This window comes from Leisingera sp. CC-HEC093 (assembly GCF_059429195.1).
The window spans coordinates 2,143,049-2,156,634 of record NZ_JCAIJR010000001.1; the positions used below are offsets into that span (position 1 = coordinate 2,143,049).

Below are 13,586 nucleotides of genomic sequence, written 5' to 3' on the forward strand. Positions count from 1 at the left end.
CACGATGGCGGCATTCCCCAACCGGAAGGGCAATAACATGAACGAACTTCCCAACAATAAAAGCTCCAGTGTAGCAGACGAAGACAAATTTGTTTGTCCGATGCACCCGCACATTCGGAGCGCTGAAGCTGAAAACTGCCCGATTTGCGGCATGCACCTTGTCCCAGAAGCTGGCAAGGAAACGGCCGGTCATGCTCACCACCATGGGCACGCAGCTTTCGGGCATGGAAAAACTGCTCTGAGTGGAGGTTATGACAAGGTTCCCATTGGCTGGGAAGGCCCTGTGTATACTTGCCCAATGCACCCGGAAGTTCGGCAAACCGAACCGGGCGCGTGCCCTCTTTGCGGGATGGGGCTGGAGCGAGAAGCAGGTTCTGTTGCGGAGGAGGGGCCAAACCCAGAACTCACCGATTTCACCCGGCGGCTCTGGGCCGGTGCGATACTAACAGTTCCATTGTTGGTTCTTACCATGGGGCCCTATGCCGGCCTGGCAGGTGTCCGGGATATTTTCGGGGAACGTAACACACTCTGGATTGAACTGCTTCTTGGCTCGCCGGTTGTCTGGTGGAGCGGCTGGCCGTTTCTTGTTCGCGGCTGGAACTCGTTCCGCACCATGAACCTCAATATGTTCAGCTTGATCAGCATGGGAGTGGCGGCGGCCTGGCTATTCAGCGTTGCGGCAGTACTTGCACCGGGCATGTTCCCTGACGGCTTCCGTGACGCCGAAGGGCATGTCGGCGTCTATTTTGAGGCTGCGGCAGTGATTGTCACGCTTGTTCTGTTGGGGCAGGTGATGGAATTGCGGGCCCGGGAAGGGACCGGGCGGGCGATCCGTGCCCTGCTGGATATGGCGCCCAAGACCGCACGGGTGATCCGCATCGGTGGACAGGAAGAAGAGATCCCCCTAGATGAGGTGCAGGTGGGAGACCGGCTGAGGGTAAGGCCGGGAGACAAGGTGCCGGTGGACGGCACGGTGTTGGAGGGACGCTCCTCGGTCGACGAAAGCATGATTTCCGGAGAGCCTGTCCCGGTCGAGAAGGTCGAGGGTTCCAGTGTTACAGGTGCGACGATCAATGGCACCGGGTCATTGGTGATTGAAGCCACGAGAGTCGGGGCCGACACGATGTTGTCCCAGATCGTCGATATGGTGGCTAAGGCGCAGAAAAGCCGCGCACCAATCCAGAAGTATGCCGACAAGGTGGCAGGCTGGTTTGTGCCGGCCGTGATTGCTGTTGCGGTTCTGGCTTTTGCCGGATGGGCGATCTGGGGTCCGGCTCCTGCGCTGAGCTATGGCCTGGTCGCGGCGGTCGCCGTATTGATCATCGCCTGTCCCTGCGCGCTTGGCTTGGCGACGCCGATGTCGATCATGACCGCGACCGGCCGGGGTGCGCAGGCCGGTGTGCTCATCAAGAACGCCGAGGCGCTTGAGCGGTTCGAAAAGGTGGACACGCTGATTGTCGACAAGACAGGCACCCTGACCGAGGGCAAGCCGCGGCTGATCGCGGTTGTGCCCGAGCCGGGCCATGACGAAGCAGAAGTGCTCCGGCTGGCGGCGACGTTGGAGAAAGGCTCGGAGCACCCTTTGGCCGAGGCCATCGTGACCGGAGCGCTGGAACGGGGCATCAAACTCGGTGAGGCCACGGAATTTGATGCAGTCACCGGGAAGGGGGTGAAGGGGCGTGTGGACGGCCATGCGGTGGCGCTTGGCAACCTCCGCCTGATAGCGGACCTGGGGCTGGAGGCTGCCGGTCTTGCTTCTACGGCCGATGCCCGTCGGGATCAGGGTGAAACCGTAATGTTCGTGGTACTGAATGGCGCCGTGGCCGGCCTGGTGGCCGTTGCCGATCCGGTGAAGGAAGCGACCCCTTCCGCGCTGAAGGCGCTACATGATCTGGGCTTCCGCATCATCATGGCCACCGGCGACAATGAGCGCACGGCCCGCGCCGTTGCCGGGAAGCTGGGTATCGACGAGATCCGCGCGGATGTGCTGCCGCAGGACAAAGCCCGAATTATCCGCGAGTTGCAGGAACAGGGGCGCAGCGTCGCCATGGCCGGGGACGGCGTGAATGACGCGCCCGCGCTGGCACAGGCGGATGTCGGTATCGCCATGGGCACCGGCGCCGACGTGGCCATCGAAAGTGCGGGTTTCACTCTGGTCAAGGGCAACCTGGATGGCATCGTGCGTGCCCGGCGCCTGGCGCGCGCGACCATGCGCAACATCCGGCAGAACCTGTTCTTTGCGTTGATCTACAATGCCTCCGGGGTGCCGGTCGCGGCGGGAGTACTGTTTCCGTTCTTCGGCATTCTGATCAGTCCGATGTTTGCCGCTTTTGCAATGAGCGCGTCATCTGTTTCCGTGGTGCTCAATTCCCTGCGCCTACGCGGGGTAAAGATATGACCGGGCAAACTTTCCTTTTCCTCGCCTCTCTGTCCGGTGTTGCAAGCGCAGTCAGGCGTGGTCGCCGCGTTCAGAGCCAGACGGCTGCAGGCCGCTGTTTCGACACTAGGCGAGTGAACAACCGGGGCCGGGCCGTGAGCGGAGAGCGTGATGGTGCAGGAGGTCGGGGAGGCCCGCGCCGGATCGCAGACGCAACAGCAAACAGCAAAGAAACCAGGCAATTAGTTCATAGGAGTCCGCGATGAGCGAGGAAAGTGAAGGACATGCCCAGGCCGCGGACTACAGGTCCGGCTCGATTTCTCTGACCGGGGCTGTCGCCATGGGCACCGGCGTGATGATCGGGGCCGGTATCTTTGCGTTGACGGGACAGATTGCGGGGTTGGCCGGGTCCTGGTTCCCTCTGTCGTTCGCCGCAGGTGCGCTGGTCACGATGTTCAGCGCCTACAGCTATATTGCGATGTCCAACGCCTGGCCCTCCGCCGGCGGAATCGCGATGATCCTGACCAAGGCATATGGTCCGGGTACGGTGGCGGCTGCGGCCTCGGTTCTCATGGCGCTGTCGATGGTGATCAACGAAAGCCTGGTGGCGCGCACCTTTGCGACTTACGCGCTTCGGCCTTTCGGTATCGATGGCGGACCGTTGGTGCCGTTGATCGGCGTGGCGCTGATCATCTTCGCGTATATGGTCAATGTTTCCGGAAACCGTTCTGTCGGGCGCTGGTCAATCGTGATGTCCGCCATAAAGATCGCAGGGATCGCGTTGTTCGGCATTGCGGCACTCTGGGCCAGCGGCGGTGAATGGCAATCAGGGAACGGCGGTGCAGAAACCAGCGGACTGGGCTTCGCAGCCTCGGTGGCCCTGTCCATCCTGGCGTTCAAGGGTTTCACCACGATAACCAACAGCGGTGCTGAAATCACCGATCCGCACCGCAATGTCGGCAGGACCATCCTGATCTCAATCGCCATTTGTACCGCAGTGTATCTGCTGGTGGCTTTGGCTGTCGGCGCCAGCCTCAGCACAGAGGAGATCCGCGCAGCGCAGGATTACGCCCTTGCCGAGGCCGCGGGCCCGGTGCTCGGGCAGGTTGGATTCTACCTGACCGTGGCACTGGCTATGGTGGCAACTGCGTCGGGGCTGATAGCCAGCATCTTCGCCGTTTCCCGCATGCTCACCATGCTGACCGACATGGAGATGATCCCGCACAGCCATTTCGGCATGTCCGGCTCCATCCGGTCGCACATGCTGATTTATACCGTGTTTGTTGCCGGTGCATTGACCGTGCTGTTTGACCTTGGGCGCATCGCCTCGCTGGGGGCGTTCTTCTATCTGGTCATGGATATGGCAGTGCATTGGGGCGTCTGGCGGAACTTGCGGCGCAAGATCGAAGTGCGCGGCTGGATCCTGCTGACAGCATTGGCTCTCGACGCGGCGGTTCTGGCGGCATTTTCAGTGATCAAGTGGCAGTCGGATCCAATGATTGTGCTGATTGCTCTAGCCGTGATCATCGCGGTGCTGCTGGCTGAGCGGCTGTTTCTTGCCCGGGAAGGGCAACGGGACAACACGTCTGGCGTACACAGCCAGCACCGGCAGCCAACTGAATAGGTAGATGAAAGGAGACTGCAATGAGTAGAGAAACCGGACAGGATAGCATCGTTCGAAACACCCGGAAGCCATCCATCTGGCGCAAATGGGGGCCATTGGCTGGGTCACTTGCCCTTGGCGCAATTGTAATGGGATGGGAATACCGTGAATTCGTATTGCCGCTTATATTGTCGCCGGCCTCACTTTTAGTTGCCTGCCTGGTAATGCATTTCTTGATGCACCGGGGGCACCGTGGCCACGTTGGGACACACAGCTCCGGAAGGCGCGAAAAGGAAGAAGAGGGCACAGTTGGGCCCGGCGATACATCCTAATGGCCATCTCGGGGCGCTGTATCGGGGCAATTTTTTGAAGCGCTCCTTTGCTTCCGGGCCAACGGGGGCGGTGTGCCGGACTGTCTTGAGCTTCCGCCTGGGATGGAAGGGCGGCTGGATGGGTGCCGTCTCACGGCATCTTGTAGGTAAGCGGAAGTTCTTTCGAAAATTGCCATACCCAAACCAAGGATGAGCACGATGCGTCACCAAGGCGAAGCCAATCGAAGCACAAAAGGGACTGGAGAGGGGGGCACTATGGCAGTTGGACACGGCCGCTGAGGATCGCCCGGCTGTCACTCAAAGGGAAGGGAGATTGACAATGGTACAGGACAATGACCATCCGGAACATTCCGGCCCTGGCACCCGGCGCGACATCCTCTACTATGCTACAGGAGGTACCGCAGCCGTGGCCGCTGGAGCCGCCATTTGGCCACTGATCGACAGCATGAACCCGAGTGCCGATGTCTCGGCGCTTTCGGTTGTGCAGGTCGATCTTGAGGGTGTCGAGCCTGGCAGCCGGATCACGTTGAAATGGAAAGGCAAACCCGTTTTCATCGATCACCGGACCGAAGCCCGGATTGCTCAGGCCCGCGCGGATGATGCAGAAACGCTGATAGATCCGGAACTGGACGCCGATCGGGTTCAGAAGCCCGAGTGGCTGATAGTGGTTGGCGTGTGTACCCACTTGGGCTGTATCCCGTTAGGCCAGGGAGGTGGCGATCCGACTGGCGGATACGGGGGATGGTTTTGCCCCTGTCACGGCTCGCACTATGATACTTCCGGCCGTATCCGAAAGGGCCCGGCTCCGCGCAACCTGGATGTGCCGACCTACGAATTTGTTACCGACACGCTGGTGAAGATCGGCTGATGCCGCGGAATTCTGCTGTGGTGCCTTTGCCTGCTGCGCGAAGGGCAACGGAACTGTCGAAGGACTGATGGCTGCCCGGAAGCCGCTGGCGAAACCATGGCTTGCCCGGCAGCGGGAACGCGGGAAAAAGGTGTCCCGAGCCAGAAACAAGGGTGCCGCCATTAGCGGCACCCTTGAACAGTGTCAGCAAACTTCGGACGCGTAGCCTTCCTCTTTGAGCGCTGCCTGGATGCTCTCACGAGCAGCTTTGCTTTCGATCCGGACTTTCCGCGCCTCCATATCAAACTCCAGCGTCGCGCTGCTGTCCAGGTTGGTGACTGCCTTCTCAATTGCCGATTTGCAATGGCCGCAGCTCATGTCGTTGACCTTAAATGTGATCATGCTTGGTTCTCCTTGGTTCCATGCCTGGTGTTACCGGGTTACCGCACGGGAAGGTCAAGCGGGCAATGCACTGTCAATCGCCTGATGAAACTATTTTCAAGCAGGAAAGGGGAATGACCCTTGACCTTCCAGTAACTGGAAGTCCCATGTTGCTGCAAACAACCAGCTTTGGTGATGAAATGACACAGAACGAAACAGTCCGGTTCCAAGTTGAAGGCATGAGCTGCGCATCCTGCGTGGGACGCGTGGAACGCGCGCTGCAGGCCTTGCCCGAAGTCACTGGTGCCACGGTCAATCTCGCGAACGAGACTGCGCAGGTCAGCCACGACGGGTCGCTCTCTGCCGCTGGCCTGGCTGCAGTGCTGAAGGAGGCCGGATATCCCGCCGTGACCGATGAAGCCACACTGGAAGTCCAAAACATGACCTGCGCCTCCTGTGTCGGCCGCGTGGAACGGGCACTGAAGGAGGGAGCGGGGGTTTTGGACGCCGCCGTCAACCTGGCCACTGAAACCGCGACGGTGCGGTTTGCAGCAGGCGCCACGACACCTGCCGAACTTGCAGCGCTGGCTACGGCAGCTGGGTATCCCGCGCAGCCGAAATCAAGTGTGCAGAACAACGCAGAAAAGCGCAAAGCTGAGGAAACCCGGCAACTGGCCCGGCGGACGCTCTTTGCGGCCGTTCTTGCCCTGCCGGTGTTCCTGATCGAGATGGGCAGCCATGTGATTCCAGGCATGCATGAATTCGTAGCGGGCGCAATCGGAATGCAGACCAGCTATTTCCTGCAATTCCTGTTGACCACAATCGTCCTGTTCGGGCCGGGCCTGCAATTCTACACCAAGGGCTTTCCGGCCCTCCTCAAAGGCGCGCCTGACATGAATTCGCTGGTGGCGCTGGGCACATCGGCGGCCTACGGGTTCTCGCTGGTGTCGACTTTCGCGCCCTCATGGCTGCCTTCGGGGACGGCCAATGTCTATTACGAGGCCGCCGCAGTGATCGTCGTGCTGATCCTGCTGGGTCGGCTGCTGGAAGCCCGGGCCAAGGGCCGCACGGGCGAGGCGATCCGTAAACTTGTCGGGCTGCAGGCGAAAACCGCACGGGTTGAGCGTGGCGGCGAAATTGAGGAGCGCGCGGTCGAAGACATTGCTGTGGGCGATATCATCCACGTGCGACCGGGCGAAAAGATCGCGGTCGATGGGGTGGTTTTGAGCGGCTCCTCCTATGTCGATGAAAGCATGATCACAGGTGAGCCCATTCCAGTGCAGAAAACCGAAGGCTCCGAGCTCGTAGGTGCCACTGTGAACGGGACCGGCGCTTTGACCTTCCAGGCGGCGAAGGTGGGCAGTGATACGATGCTGGCTCAGATTATTCGGATGGTCGAGCAGGCGCAGGGCGCGAAGCTTCCGATCCAGGGGCTGGTGGACCGGATTACCACCTGGTTCGTGCCCGCCGTAATAGCGGTTGCGACATTGACCGTCGCTGTCTGGTTTCTGTTTGGCCCCGAGCCCGCGCTCAGCCTCGCTTTGGTCGCAGGGGTGGCGGTACTGATTATCGCCTGCCCCTGTGCAATGGGCCTTGCGACACCGACCTCAATCATGGTTGGAACCGGCCGTGCCGCCGAAATGGGCGTGCTGTTCCGCAAGGGAGATGCGCTGCAGCTGCTGCAGGAAAGCACGGTGGTTGCGCTCGACAAGACCGGCACGCTTACCGCTGGCCGGCCGGAATTGACTGACCTGATCCTGGCCGGGGGCCAGACCGAAGATGAGGTGCTGCGGCTGGTCGCCGCCGTGGAACAAAGTTCGGAGCATCCAATTGCCAAGGCTATCGTTGCAGCAGCGGAAGCGCGGGAGATCAAGCTGCCGGACGCCGACAGCTTTGACTCGATCACCGGCTTTGGCGTCCAGGCATCGGTTGGAGGCCGTCAGGTGCTGATCGGCGCGGACCGGTTTATGGAACGCGAAGGCGTGGATCTTGGTGCGCTGGCCGGGAAAAGCGGTTCGCTGGCCAGCAAGGGCAAGACACCGCTTTACGCTGCTGTTGACGGACAGATTGCCGCGGTGATTGCCGTGGCCGATCCGGTCAAGCCGACAACGCCTGGTGCCATTGAGGTGCTGCACAGGATGGGCCTCAAGGTTGCTATGATCACCGGCGACAACGCCGTGACGGCCCAAGCGATCGCCGACGATCTCGGGATTGACCATGTGGTTGCCGAAGTGCTGCCAGAAGGCAAAGTTGCTGCGCTCAACAACCTGCGTGCGGATGGCGGCAAGCTGGCCTTTGTCGGGGACGGTATCAATGATGCACCGGCCCTTGCTGCTGCGGACGTAGGTATCGCTATCGGCACTGGAACCGATGTGGCTATTGAGACCGCCGATGTCGTGTTGATGTCCGGTGACCTCAATGGAGTTGTCAACGCCTTTGCGGTCAGCCAGGGCACCATGCGCAACATCCGGGAAAACCTGTTCTGGGCGTTCGGCTACAATACGCTGCTGATCCCGGTCGCGGCGGGGGTGCTATACCCTTTCGGCGGGCCGTTGTTGTCACCGGTGCTAGCAGCAGGCGCTATGGCGCTGTCCAGCGTATTTGTTCTGACCAATGCGTTGCGCCTGCGCTGGATTAAGCCAGCGGCAGGAAAGCACCATGTGGAAATCAGAGGACCGAAAGCCGCATTGCAGTCCGCGCCAGCTGAATAAGGCCGACCGAAGGGAGAAACAGCATGAATATCGGGGATGTTGCAGAACGGTCAGGTGTGCCGGCCAAAACCATCCGATATTATGAGGATATCGGATTAGTCAAACCCACGCGCGGTCGCAATGGATATCGCGAATTCGAAGAGAGAGAACTGCACCGTCTTGAATTTATCGGTCGGGCCCGATCACTTGGGTTCACGATTGAGGACTGCCGTGACCTACTGGCGCTTTATGATGACGAGTCCCGCACCAGCGCCGAAGTAAAACGCGTTGCGGAACAAAATCTGCAAGAGATCGACGCAAAAATATCAGGTCTGAAAGCCATGCGAGACACGCTCAGGTACCTTGTTGAGCAATGCTCTGGCGACCATCGGCCCGATTGCCCGATCCTGAAAACGCTCAGCAACGGCCCCGCTCACAACTTATGAACAAAATCAAATGGCGTCCCGCGCTAAAACGCGGGCACTAGTGATGGGCCCACAGGACCGCAAGGGTTATAAAGCCTGTCATGCGCCAGACTACTGCCTACCGGTCTTAGGCCTGTGATCAGTGCGGAAATTACTTCAGTCATGCAGCAGCAATCAAGCCAACTTAGGGTACACCCGGCATTAGTCCTCGAAATGCATGTCAAATTTGCTGCGCAGCTCACTCCAGCTAAATTTTCTGTAGAGTAGTGATCGAAGCCGGCCTTGTCTCCAGCCGCTGGCAGACAGGGCTTACCACCTTGAAGCTAGCTTGAAAGCAAGCCGGTTAGGCCACATTTTGCATGATCTTATGTGTGTGTCGTCGAGGCATGCACAGTCTCCGAAAGCTGACAGATTTCTGCGGTATGATTCGCGCCTTTCACTCAACTTTTGGTTCTCAAGTGTTTCCGGTTTCGGCCACCCCTCCCGCGCGGGAAGGTTTGCTGGAAGCAATGCATGCATTGGCGGAATGTTGCGCAAAATCCAGAATTTCCTTAGGGGCACGCAAATTTGTGCGCTGCATGCATCATTGCCGTCTTGACGCGGGCCGGTCCTGTCAGGAGAAATACCGGAATGGCGTTTCTGGCACATATCTTCCGGCTGATCAGGGTGGCTGCTGCATTTGCAGTGATCCTTTCGCTGGGATTTGCGCTTCCGTCCGCCGCGCATTCCCTCGCTGGCCATCACGGTAGTGCGGTAGTTTCTCATAGTGGGGGCAGCCACGCCGATGCGGCCATCTCAGGCGCGGCATACGACGCTTCCCATACCAGCGCACACGATGGACCGGTCGCTCCCTGGAACGCTGCTGATACCGGAAACTGCTGCGCAGGCGCCTGTATGGCCGTTGCGGTGATTTCTCTGCAGCCGGATTCAACCTTTGTTCAGCAGCCTATCCGCTGGGTAATGGCTTCCGCCCAGCTTCCCTCACAGGACCAGGTCAAGGTCTTGCGTCCTCCAAGAACCTGAGATCCTGAACCGCCACAGCGGTCATTGAATCTGTTCTGTGCTCTAGCACAGAATTTCTACAGATTTTTCTCAGGAAAACCACATGAAGTCTCTTTTTCTGGCCGGGGCGGGCGCCCTGCTGCTGGGGGCGTGCGCCAGGACACCGGCGGCACTGCCCGATACCGCAGCCTTGCAAACTGCCGCCGCACCTTCCGGTCCATACCGTTCCTTAAAGTACCAGTCTCCCCTCAAGGGGTTTGAAAACTACGAGCCTAGCGGCCCCGCCTCCTGGCGTGGTGTCAACGAGCAGCAGCAGGAGAACCACTGATGACGGCAAAAACTTGGCGCGTCCTTCTGGCGCCGCCCCTGGTGCTGGCCGCCTGCTCGGCTGCGGTGCCGGAGAAATACACCAGCCCGCAGGCCGGGTTTCAGGAAGTCGCCCGCCAGACCTCTGCCGCCATTGGCAAGCGCACGGCCTTCGCCCAGACACAGGCCCAGAATGAGGCGCTGGCCAAAGAGGTCCGGCAGCTGGTGCAGGGCAAGACGATCTCTGCCGATACCGCGGTGCAGGCTGCGCTCTTGAACAACAAGGGGCTGCAGGCGTCTTACGCTGCGGTTGGCCTTTCAGCAGCAGAGGCCTGGCAGCAGATGACACCGGAAAACCCGGTGGTTTCGATCGGCCTGATGGGGATCGGCGCACCGGAGCTGGGCCTGTACCGGGCGCTGGAATCCACCATCGCTGTGAACCTGCTGGACGTGAAGACCCGCAAGCAGCGCATCGCCGTGGCTGAGGCGCAGTTTCAGCAGGCCCAGCTGAACGCGGTGAACGATACTCTGGCGCTGGCGGGGCAGACCCGGCAGGCTTGGATCAATGCGGTGGCCGCCTTTGAGCGGCTGAGCTATCTGCGCCAGGCCAGCGGAACAGCGGCAGCGGGGGCGGAGCTGGCCAGCCAGCTGGGCAAGACAGGTGCGCTGAACAAGGCGGGACAGGCGCGGGAGTTTGCCTTTAATGCAGAGCTTGCGGGGCAAGTAGCCCGCGCCCGGCTGGAGGCAAAGCTCGCCAAGGAGGAGCTGACCCGGCTGATGGGCCTGTGGGGCAGCGATGCCAATTACTATGTGCCGGATGCGCTGCCGCCGCTGCCAAAGTCCCTGCCGCGGGTTTCGTCGATCGAGACGGCGGCATTGCGGAACCGGGTTGACCTGAAAGTCGCCAAGCTCGGGCTGGAAGCGCAGGCCCGCGCTTTTGGCCTGACCGACCGGACCCGGCTTGTCACCGACCTGGAGCTGATTGCCGGTGCCGAGGCAGAGCGCGAGCGCGAGGACGGGGAAACCCACACCGAAACCCTGCCGCAACTGGAGCTGGAGTTCGCAATTCCAGTATTCGACACCGGCAAGGCGCGGATGCGCAAGGCTGAACTCTCCTACATGCAGGCGGCCAATACGTTGGCGGAACGGGCGGTGAATGTCCGCTCGGAGGCCCGCAGTGCTGAGCTAGCATATCACTCCTCCTATGAGATCGCGCGCCACTACCGGGACGTGCTGGTGCCCCTGCGCAAGTCGATCGAGGAAGAAGGGCTTCTCAGCTATAATGGCATGATCACCAATACCTTCGAACTGCTGACCGATGTGCGTGAAAAACTGGCAAGCTCGCTGGAAGCGGCCAACGCCAAGCGCGACTTCTGGCTGGCTCAGGCAAATGTCAGCGCCGCGATTTACGGCGGCGGTTCCGGCTCAGCCCCGCAGGGCGGAAGCGTGGAAATCGCCGCGGGCGGCGGCGCAGGCCATTGAAAGGATCACATGACATGATGAACAGACGTCAACTGCTTGGGGCCGGCGCCGCGGGTGCTGCGCTGGTGTCCAGCCAGGCCTGGGGCAAGACCGTGAACATGGGCCTGCCCGAAGCCGCCAGCATGGACAGCGCGGCAACCCAGCCGCCGCTGTCGCCCTCCACCGGGCCGGACTACAACCCCGTGGTCACCCTGAACGGCTGGACGCTGCCGTTCCGGATGAACAACGGGGTGAAGGAATTCCACTTGGTCGCCGAACCGGTCGAGCGGGAGCTGGCCGACGGCATGATCGCGCATCTGTGGGGCTATAACGGCCAGTCCACCGGCCCCACCATCGAGGCGGTGGAGGGCGACCGGGTGCGGATCTTCGTGACCAACAAGCTGCCCGAACATACCTCGGTGCATTGGCACGGGATGATCCTGCCCTCGGGCATGGACGGGGTCGGCGGCCTCAGCCACCCAGGCATCCCGCCGGGCAAGACCTTTGTCTACGAGTTCGACCTGATCAAATCCGGCACCTTCATGTACCACCCGCACGCGGATGAGATGGTGCAGATGGCGATGGGGATGATGGGCATGTTCATCGTGCATCCCAAGGACCCGGATTTCATGCGGGTGGACCGGGACTTCCTGATCATGCTCAACGCCTTCGACATCGACCCAGGCTCCTATGTGCCGCGGGTGATGGAGATGACGGACTTCAACCTGTGGTGCTGGAATAGCCGGATCTTCCCGGACATCGACCCGCTGGTTGTGAACCAGGGCGACCGGGTACGGGTCAGGACCGGCAACCTGACCATGACCAACCACCCGATCCACATGCATGGTTATGATTTCGAAGTCACCTGCACTGATGGCGGCTGGGTGCCCGAAAGCGCACGCTGGCCGGAGGTGTCGATCGACATTCCCGTCGGCGCCATGCGCGCCTATGAGTTCGACGCGGTGCATCCGGGCGACTGGGCGATCCACTGCCACAAGTCGCACCACACGATGAACGCGATGGGCCATGACGTCCCGACCTTCATCGGCACCGACAAGCGCAAGCTGACGGGCCAGATCCGCAATCTGCAGCCCGAATACATGCCGATGGGCACCGCCGGCATGGCCGACATGGGCGAGATGTCGATGCCGCTGCCCGACAATACCGTGCCGATGATGGCTGGCTGGGGCCCGTACGGGCCGCTGGAGATGGGCGGCATGTTCTCGGTCGTGAAGGTGCGCGAAGGCATCGATGCAAACGACTACAGCGACCCCGGCTGGTACGAGAACCCGCCCGGCACCCAGGCCTATGAGTGGACCGGCGAACTGCCGGACTTTGCCCGCGCCGAAGACGCGCAGACCCGCATTACCCCAAAACCAACCGCCAAAGGCTGAACGGCCTCAGGCACCCACCCAAACCTCACGAGGAGACAGACATGAACAAGATCCTTTCCGCAGCCCTGATTGGAGCTCTATCCGCTGCGCCGGCCCTTGCTGGCGGCACCCACGGCGGCGGCCATGGCGGCATGGAAGTGGGCAAGCCCGGCGATGCCGCCCATGCGGACCGGGAAGTCGCCGTGACCATGAAGGAAACCGATGACGGCGAGATGCTGTTTGAGCCGTCGAGCTTTTCCTTTGCCAAGGGCGAGACGGTGAAATTCGTGATCACCAACGCCGGCGAGCTGGAGCATGAGTTCGTGCTGGACACGGCAGAGCGCAATGTCCACCACAAGGAGCTGATGGCCAAGATGGAGATGGAGCATGACGACCCGAACTCGGTGCGTCTGGACCCGGGCGCCAGCGGCGAAGTGGTCTGGACCTTCTCCAACGCCGGCACCTTCGAGTTCGCCTGCCTGATCCCCGGCCACTACGAATCCGGCATGCACGGCCCGGTTGCCGTGCTCGAAGGCAGCGGCGGCACCTTCACCGCGGGAACGGTCAAGAAGGTCGATCCCAAGTCCGGCAAGGTCACCATCATCCATGAGGAGCTTGTGGATCTGGACATGCCGGCGATGACCATGGTGTTCCGGGTCGCCGATGACACGATGCTGGAGCAGCTGAAAGCCGGCGACGCCATCGAATTCGTCGCCGAACGGGTCAAAGGCAAACTGACCCTGACCGCCCTGAAATAACCGGTGGCGGAGGCCGCCCGCCGGCCTCCGC

12 protein-coding genes are annotated in these 13,586 nt (G+C 61.1%); 11 read left to right on the top strand and 1 reads right to left on the bottom strand.

From position 1 onward, the window contains the following. The first annotated feature begins 37 nt into the window (after positions 1 to 37). From AC5STB_RS10330 to petA, 4 genes are all read left to right on the top strand, one after another. Positions 38 to 2,398, top strand: a complete 2,361-nt coding sequence (locus tag AC5STB_RS10330) for a copper-transporting P-type ATPase (protein ID WP_027236565.1) — start codon at positions 38 to 40, stop codon at positions 2,396 to 2,398. Between the two features lie 241 nt (positions 2,399 to 2,639). Further along, positions 2,640 to 4,001, top strand: a complete 1,362-nt coding sequence (locus AC5STB_RS10335; RefSeq protein ID WP_051357809.1) for an APC family permease — start codon at positions 2,640 to 2,642, stop codon at positions 3,999 to 4,001. 128 nt (positions 4,002 to 4,129) lie between these two features. Beyond that, positions 4,130 to 4,312, top strand: a complete 183-nt coding sequence (locus tag AC5STB_RS10340) for a DUF2933 domain-containing protein (RefSeq protein ID WP_226429044.1) — start codon at positions 4,130 to 4,132, stop codon at positions 4,310 to 4,312. 319 nt (positions 4,313 to 4,631) lie between these two features. Beyond that, the gene (petA, locus tag AC5STB_RS10345) at positions 4,632 to 5,180 is read left to right on the top strand and encodes a ubiquinol-cytochrome c reductase iron-sulfur subunit (protein WP_036797405.1); all 549 of its coding nucleotides are present in this window, start codon (positions 4,632 to 4,634) and stop codon (positions 5,178 to 5,180) included. Positions 5,181 to 5,363: 183 nt separating this feature from the next. Here petA and AC5STB_RS10350 read toward each other — a convergent pair whose 3' ends face one another. Next, complete coding sequence (locus tag AC5STB_RS10350) at positions 5,364 to 5,561, bottom strand: cation transporter (RefSeq protein ID WP_027236567.1); 198 nt, start codon at positions 5,559 to 5,561, stop codon at positions 5,364 to 5,366. A 179-nt stretch (positions 5,562 to 5,740) separates the two neighbouring features. Between AC5STB_RS10350 and AC5STB_RS10355 the strand changes: the two genes are divergently transcribed. From AC5STB_RS10355 to AC5STB_RS10385, 7 genes are all read left to right on the top strand, one after another. Beyond that, a complete protein-coding gene (locus AC5STB_RS10355) occupies positions 5,741 to 8,251 on the top strand; it encodes a heavy metal translocating P-type ATPase (RefSeq protein WP_027236568.1) in 2,511 nt (836 codons plus the stop codon). Between the two features lie 23 nt (positions 8,252 to 8,274). Then, positions 8,275 to 8,676 (top strand): Cu(I)-responsive transcriptional regulator, encoded by a 402-nt coding sequence (gene cueR / locus AC5STB_RS10360; protein WP_027236569.1) that lies wholly within the window; start codon positions 8,275 to 8,277, stop codon positions 8,674 to 8,676. 609 nt (positions 8,677 to 9,285) lie between these two features. Then, positions 9,286 to 9,678, top strand: a complete 393-nt coding sequence (locus AC5STB_RS10365) for a hypothetical protein (protein WP_152612217.1) — start codon at positions 9,286 to 9,288, stop codon at positions 9,676 to 9,678. 82 nt (positions 9,679 to 9,760) lie between these two features. Beyond that, the gene (locus AC5STB_RS10370; RefSeq protein WP_051357810.1) at positions 9,761 to 9,985 is read left to right on the top strand and encodes a hypothetical protein; all 225 of its coding nucleotides are present in this window, start codon (positions 9,761 to 9,763) and stop codon (positions 9,983 to 9,985) included. Next, complete coding sequence (locus tag AC5STB_RS10375) at positions 9,985 to 11,445, top strand: TolC family protein (RefSeq protein WP_027236571.1); 1,461 nt, start codon at positions 9,985 to 9,987, stop codon at positions 11,443 to 11,445. Before AC5STB_RS10370 ends, AC5STB_RS10375 begins: the two co-directional genes overlap by 1 nt. Before the next feature lie 14 nt (positions 11,446 to 11,459). Then, the gene (locus tag AC5STB_RS10380) at positions 11,460 to 12,818 is read left to right on the top strand and encodes a multicopper oxidase family protein (RefSeq protein ID WP_027236572.1); all 1,359 of its coding nucleotides are present in this window, start codon (positions 11,460 to 11,462) and stop codon (positions 12,816 to 12,818) included. A 41-nt stretch (positions 12,819 to 12,859) separates the two neighbouring features. Next, on the top strand, positions 12,860 to 13,555 hold the full coding sequence (locus AC5STB_RS10385; RefSeq protein ID WP_027236573.1) for a copper-binding protein: 696 nt from the start codon (positions 12,860 to 12,862) through the stop codon (positions 13,553 to 13,555). Positions 13,556 to 13,586 lie beyond the last annotated feature (31 nt).

What these genes read in the sequence shown, in the direction of transcription:
- AC5STB_RS10330 (WP_027236565.1), top strand. Translation starts at nt 38, where the DNA reads ATGAACGAACTTCCCAACAATAAAAGCTCCAGTGTAGCAGACGAAGAC.
- AC5STB_RS10335 (WP_051357809.1), top strand. Translation starts at nt 2,640, where the DNA reads ATGAGCGAGGAAAGTGAAGGACATGCCCAGGCCGCGGACTACAGGTCC.
- AC5STB_RS10340 (WP_226429044.1), top strand. Translation starts at nt 4,130, where the DNA reads ATGGGATGGGAATACCGTGAATTCGTATTGCCGCTTATATTGTCGCCG.
- petA (WP_036797405.1), top strand. Translation starts at nt 4,632, where the DNA reads ATGGTACAGGACAATGACCATCCGGAACATTCCGGCCCTGGCACCCGG.
- AC5STB_RS10350 (WP_027236567.1), bottom strand. Translation starts at nt 5,561, where the DNA reads ATGATCACATTTAAGGTCAACGACATGAGCTGCGGCCATTGCAAATCG.
- AC5STB_RS10355 (WP_027236568.1), top strand. Translation starts at nt 5,741, where the DNA reads ATGACACAGAACGAAACAGTCCGGTTCCAAGTTGAAGGCATGAGCTGC.
- cueR (WP_027236569.1), top strand. Translation starts at nt 8,275, where the DNA reads ATGAATATCGGGGATGTTGCAGAACGGTCAGGTGTGCCGGCCAAAACC.
- AC5STB_RS10365 (WP_152612217.1), top strand. Translation starts at nt 9,286, where the DNA reads ATGGCGTTTCTGGCACATATCTTCCGGCTGATCAGGGTGGCTGCTGCA.
- AC5STB_RS10370 (WP_051357810.1), top strand. Translation starts at nt 9,761, where the DNA reads ATGAAGTCTCTTTTTCTGGCCGGGGCGGGCGCCCTGCTGCTGGGGGCG.
- AC5STB_RS10375 (WP_027236571.1), top strand. Translation starts at nt 9,985, where the DNA reads ATGACGGCAAAAACTTGGCGCGTCCTTCTGGCGCCGCCCCTGGTGCTG.
- AC5STB_RS10380 (WP_027236572.1), top strand. Translation starts at nt 11,460, where the DNA reads ATGATGAACAGACGTCAACTGCTTGGGGCCGGCGCCGCGGGTGCTGCG.
- AC5STB_RS10385 (WP_027236573.1), top strand. Translation starts at nt 12,860, where the DNA reads ATGAACAAGATCCTTTCCGCAGCCCTGATTGGAGCTCTATCCGCTGCG.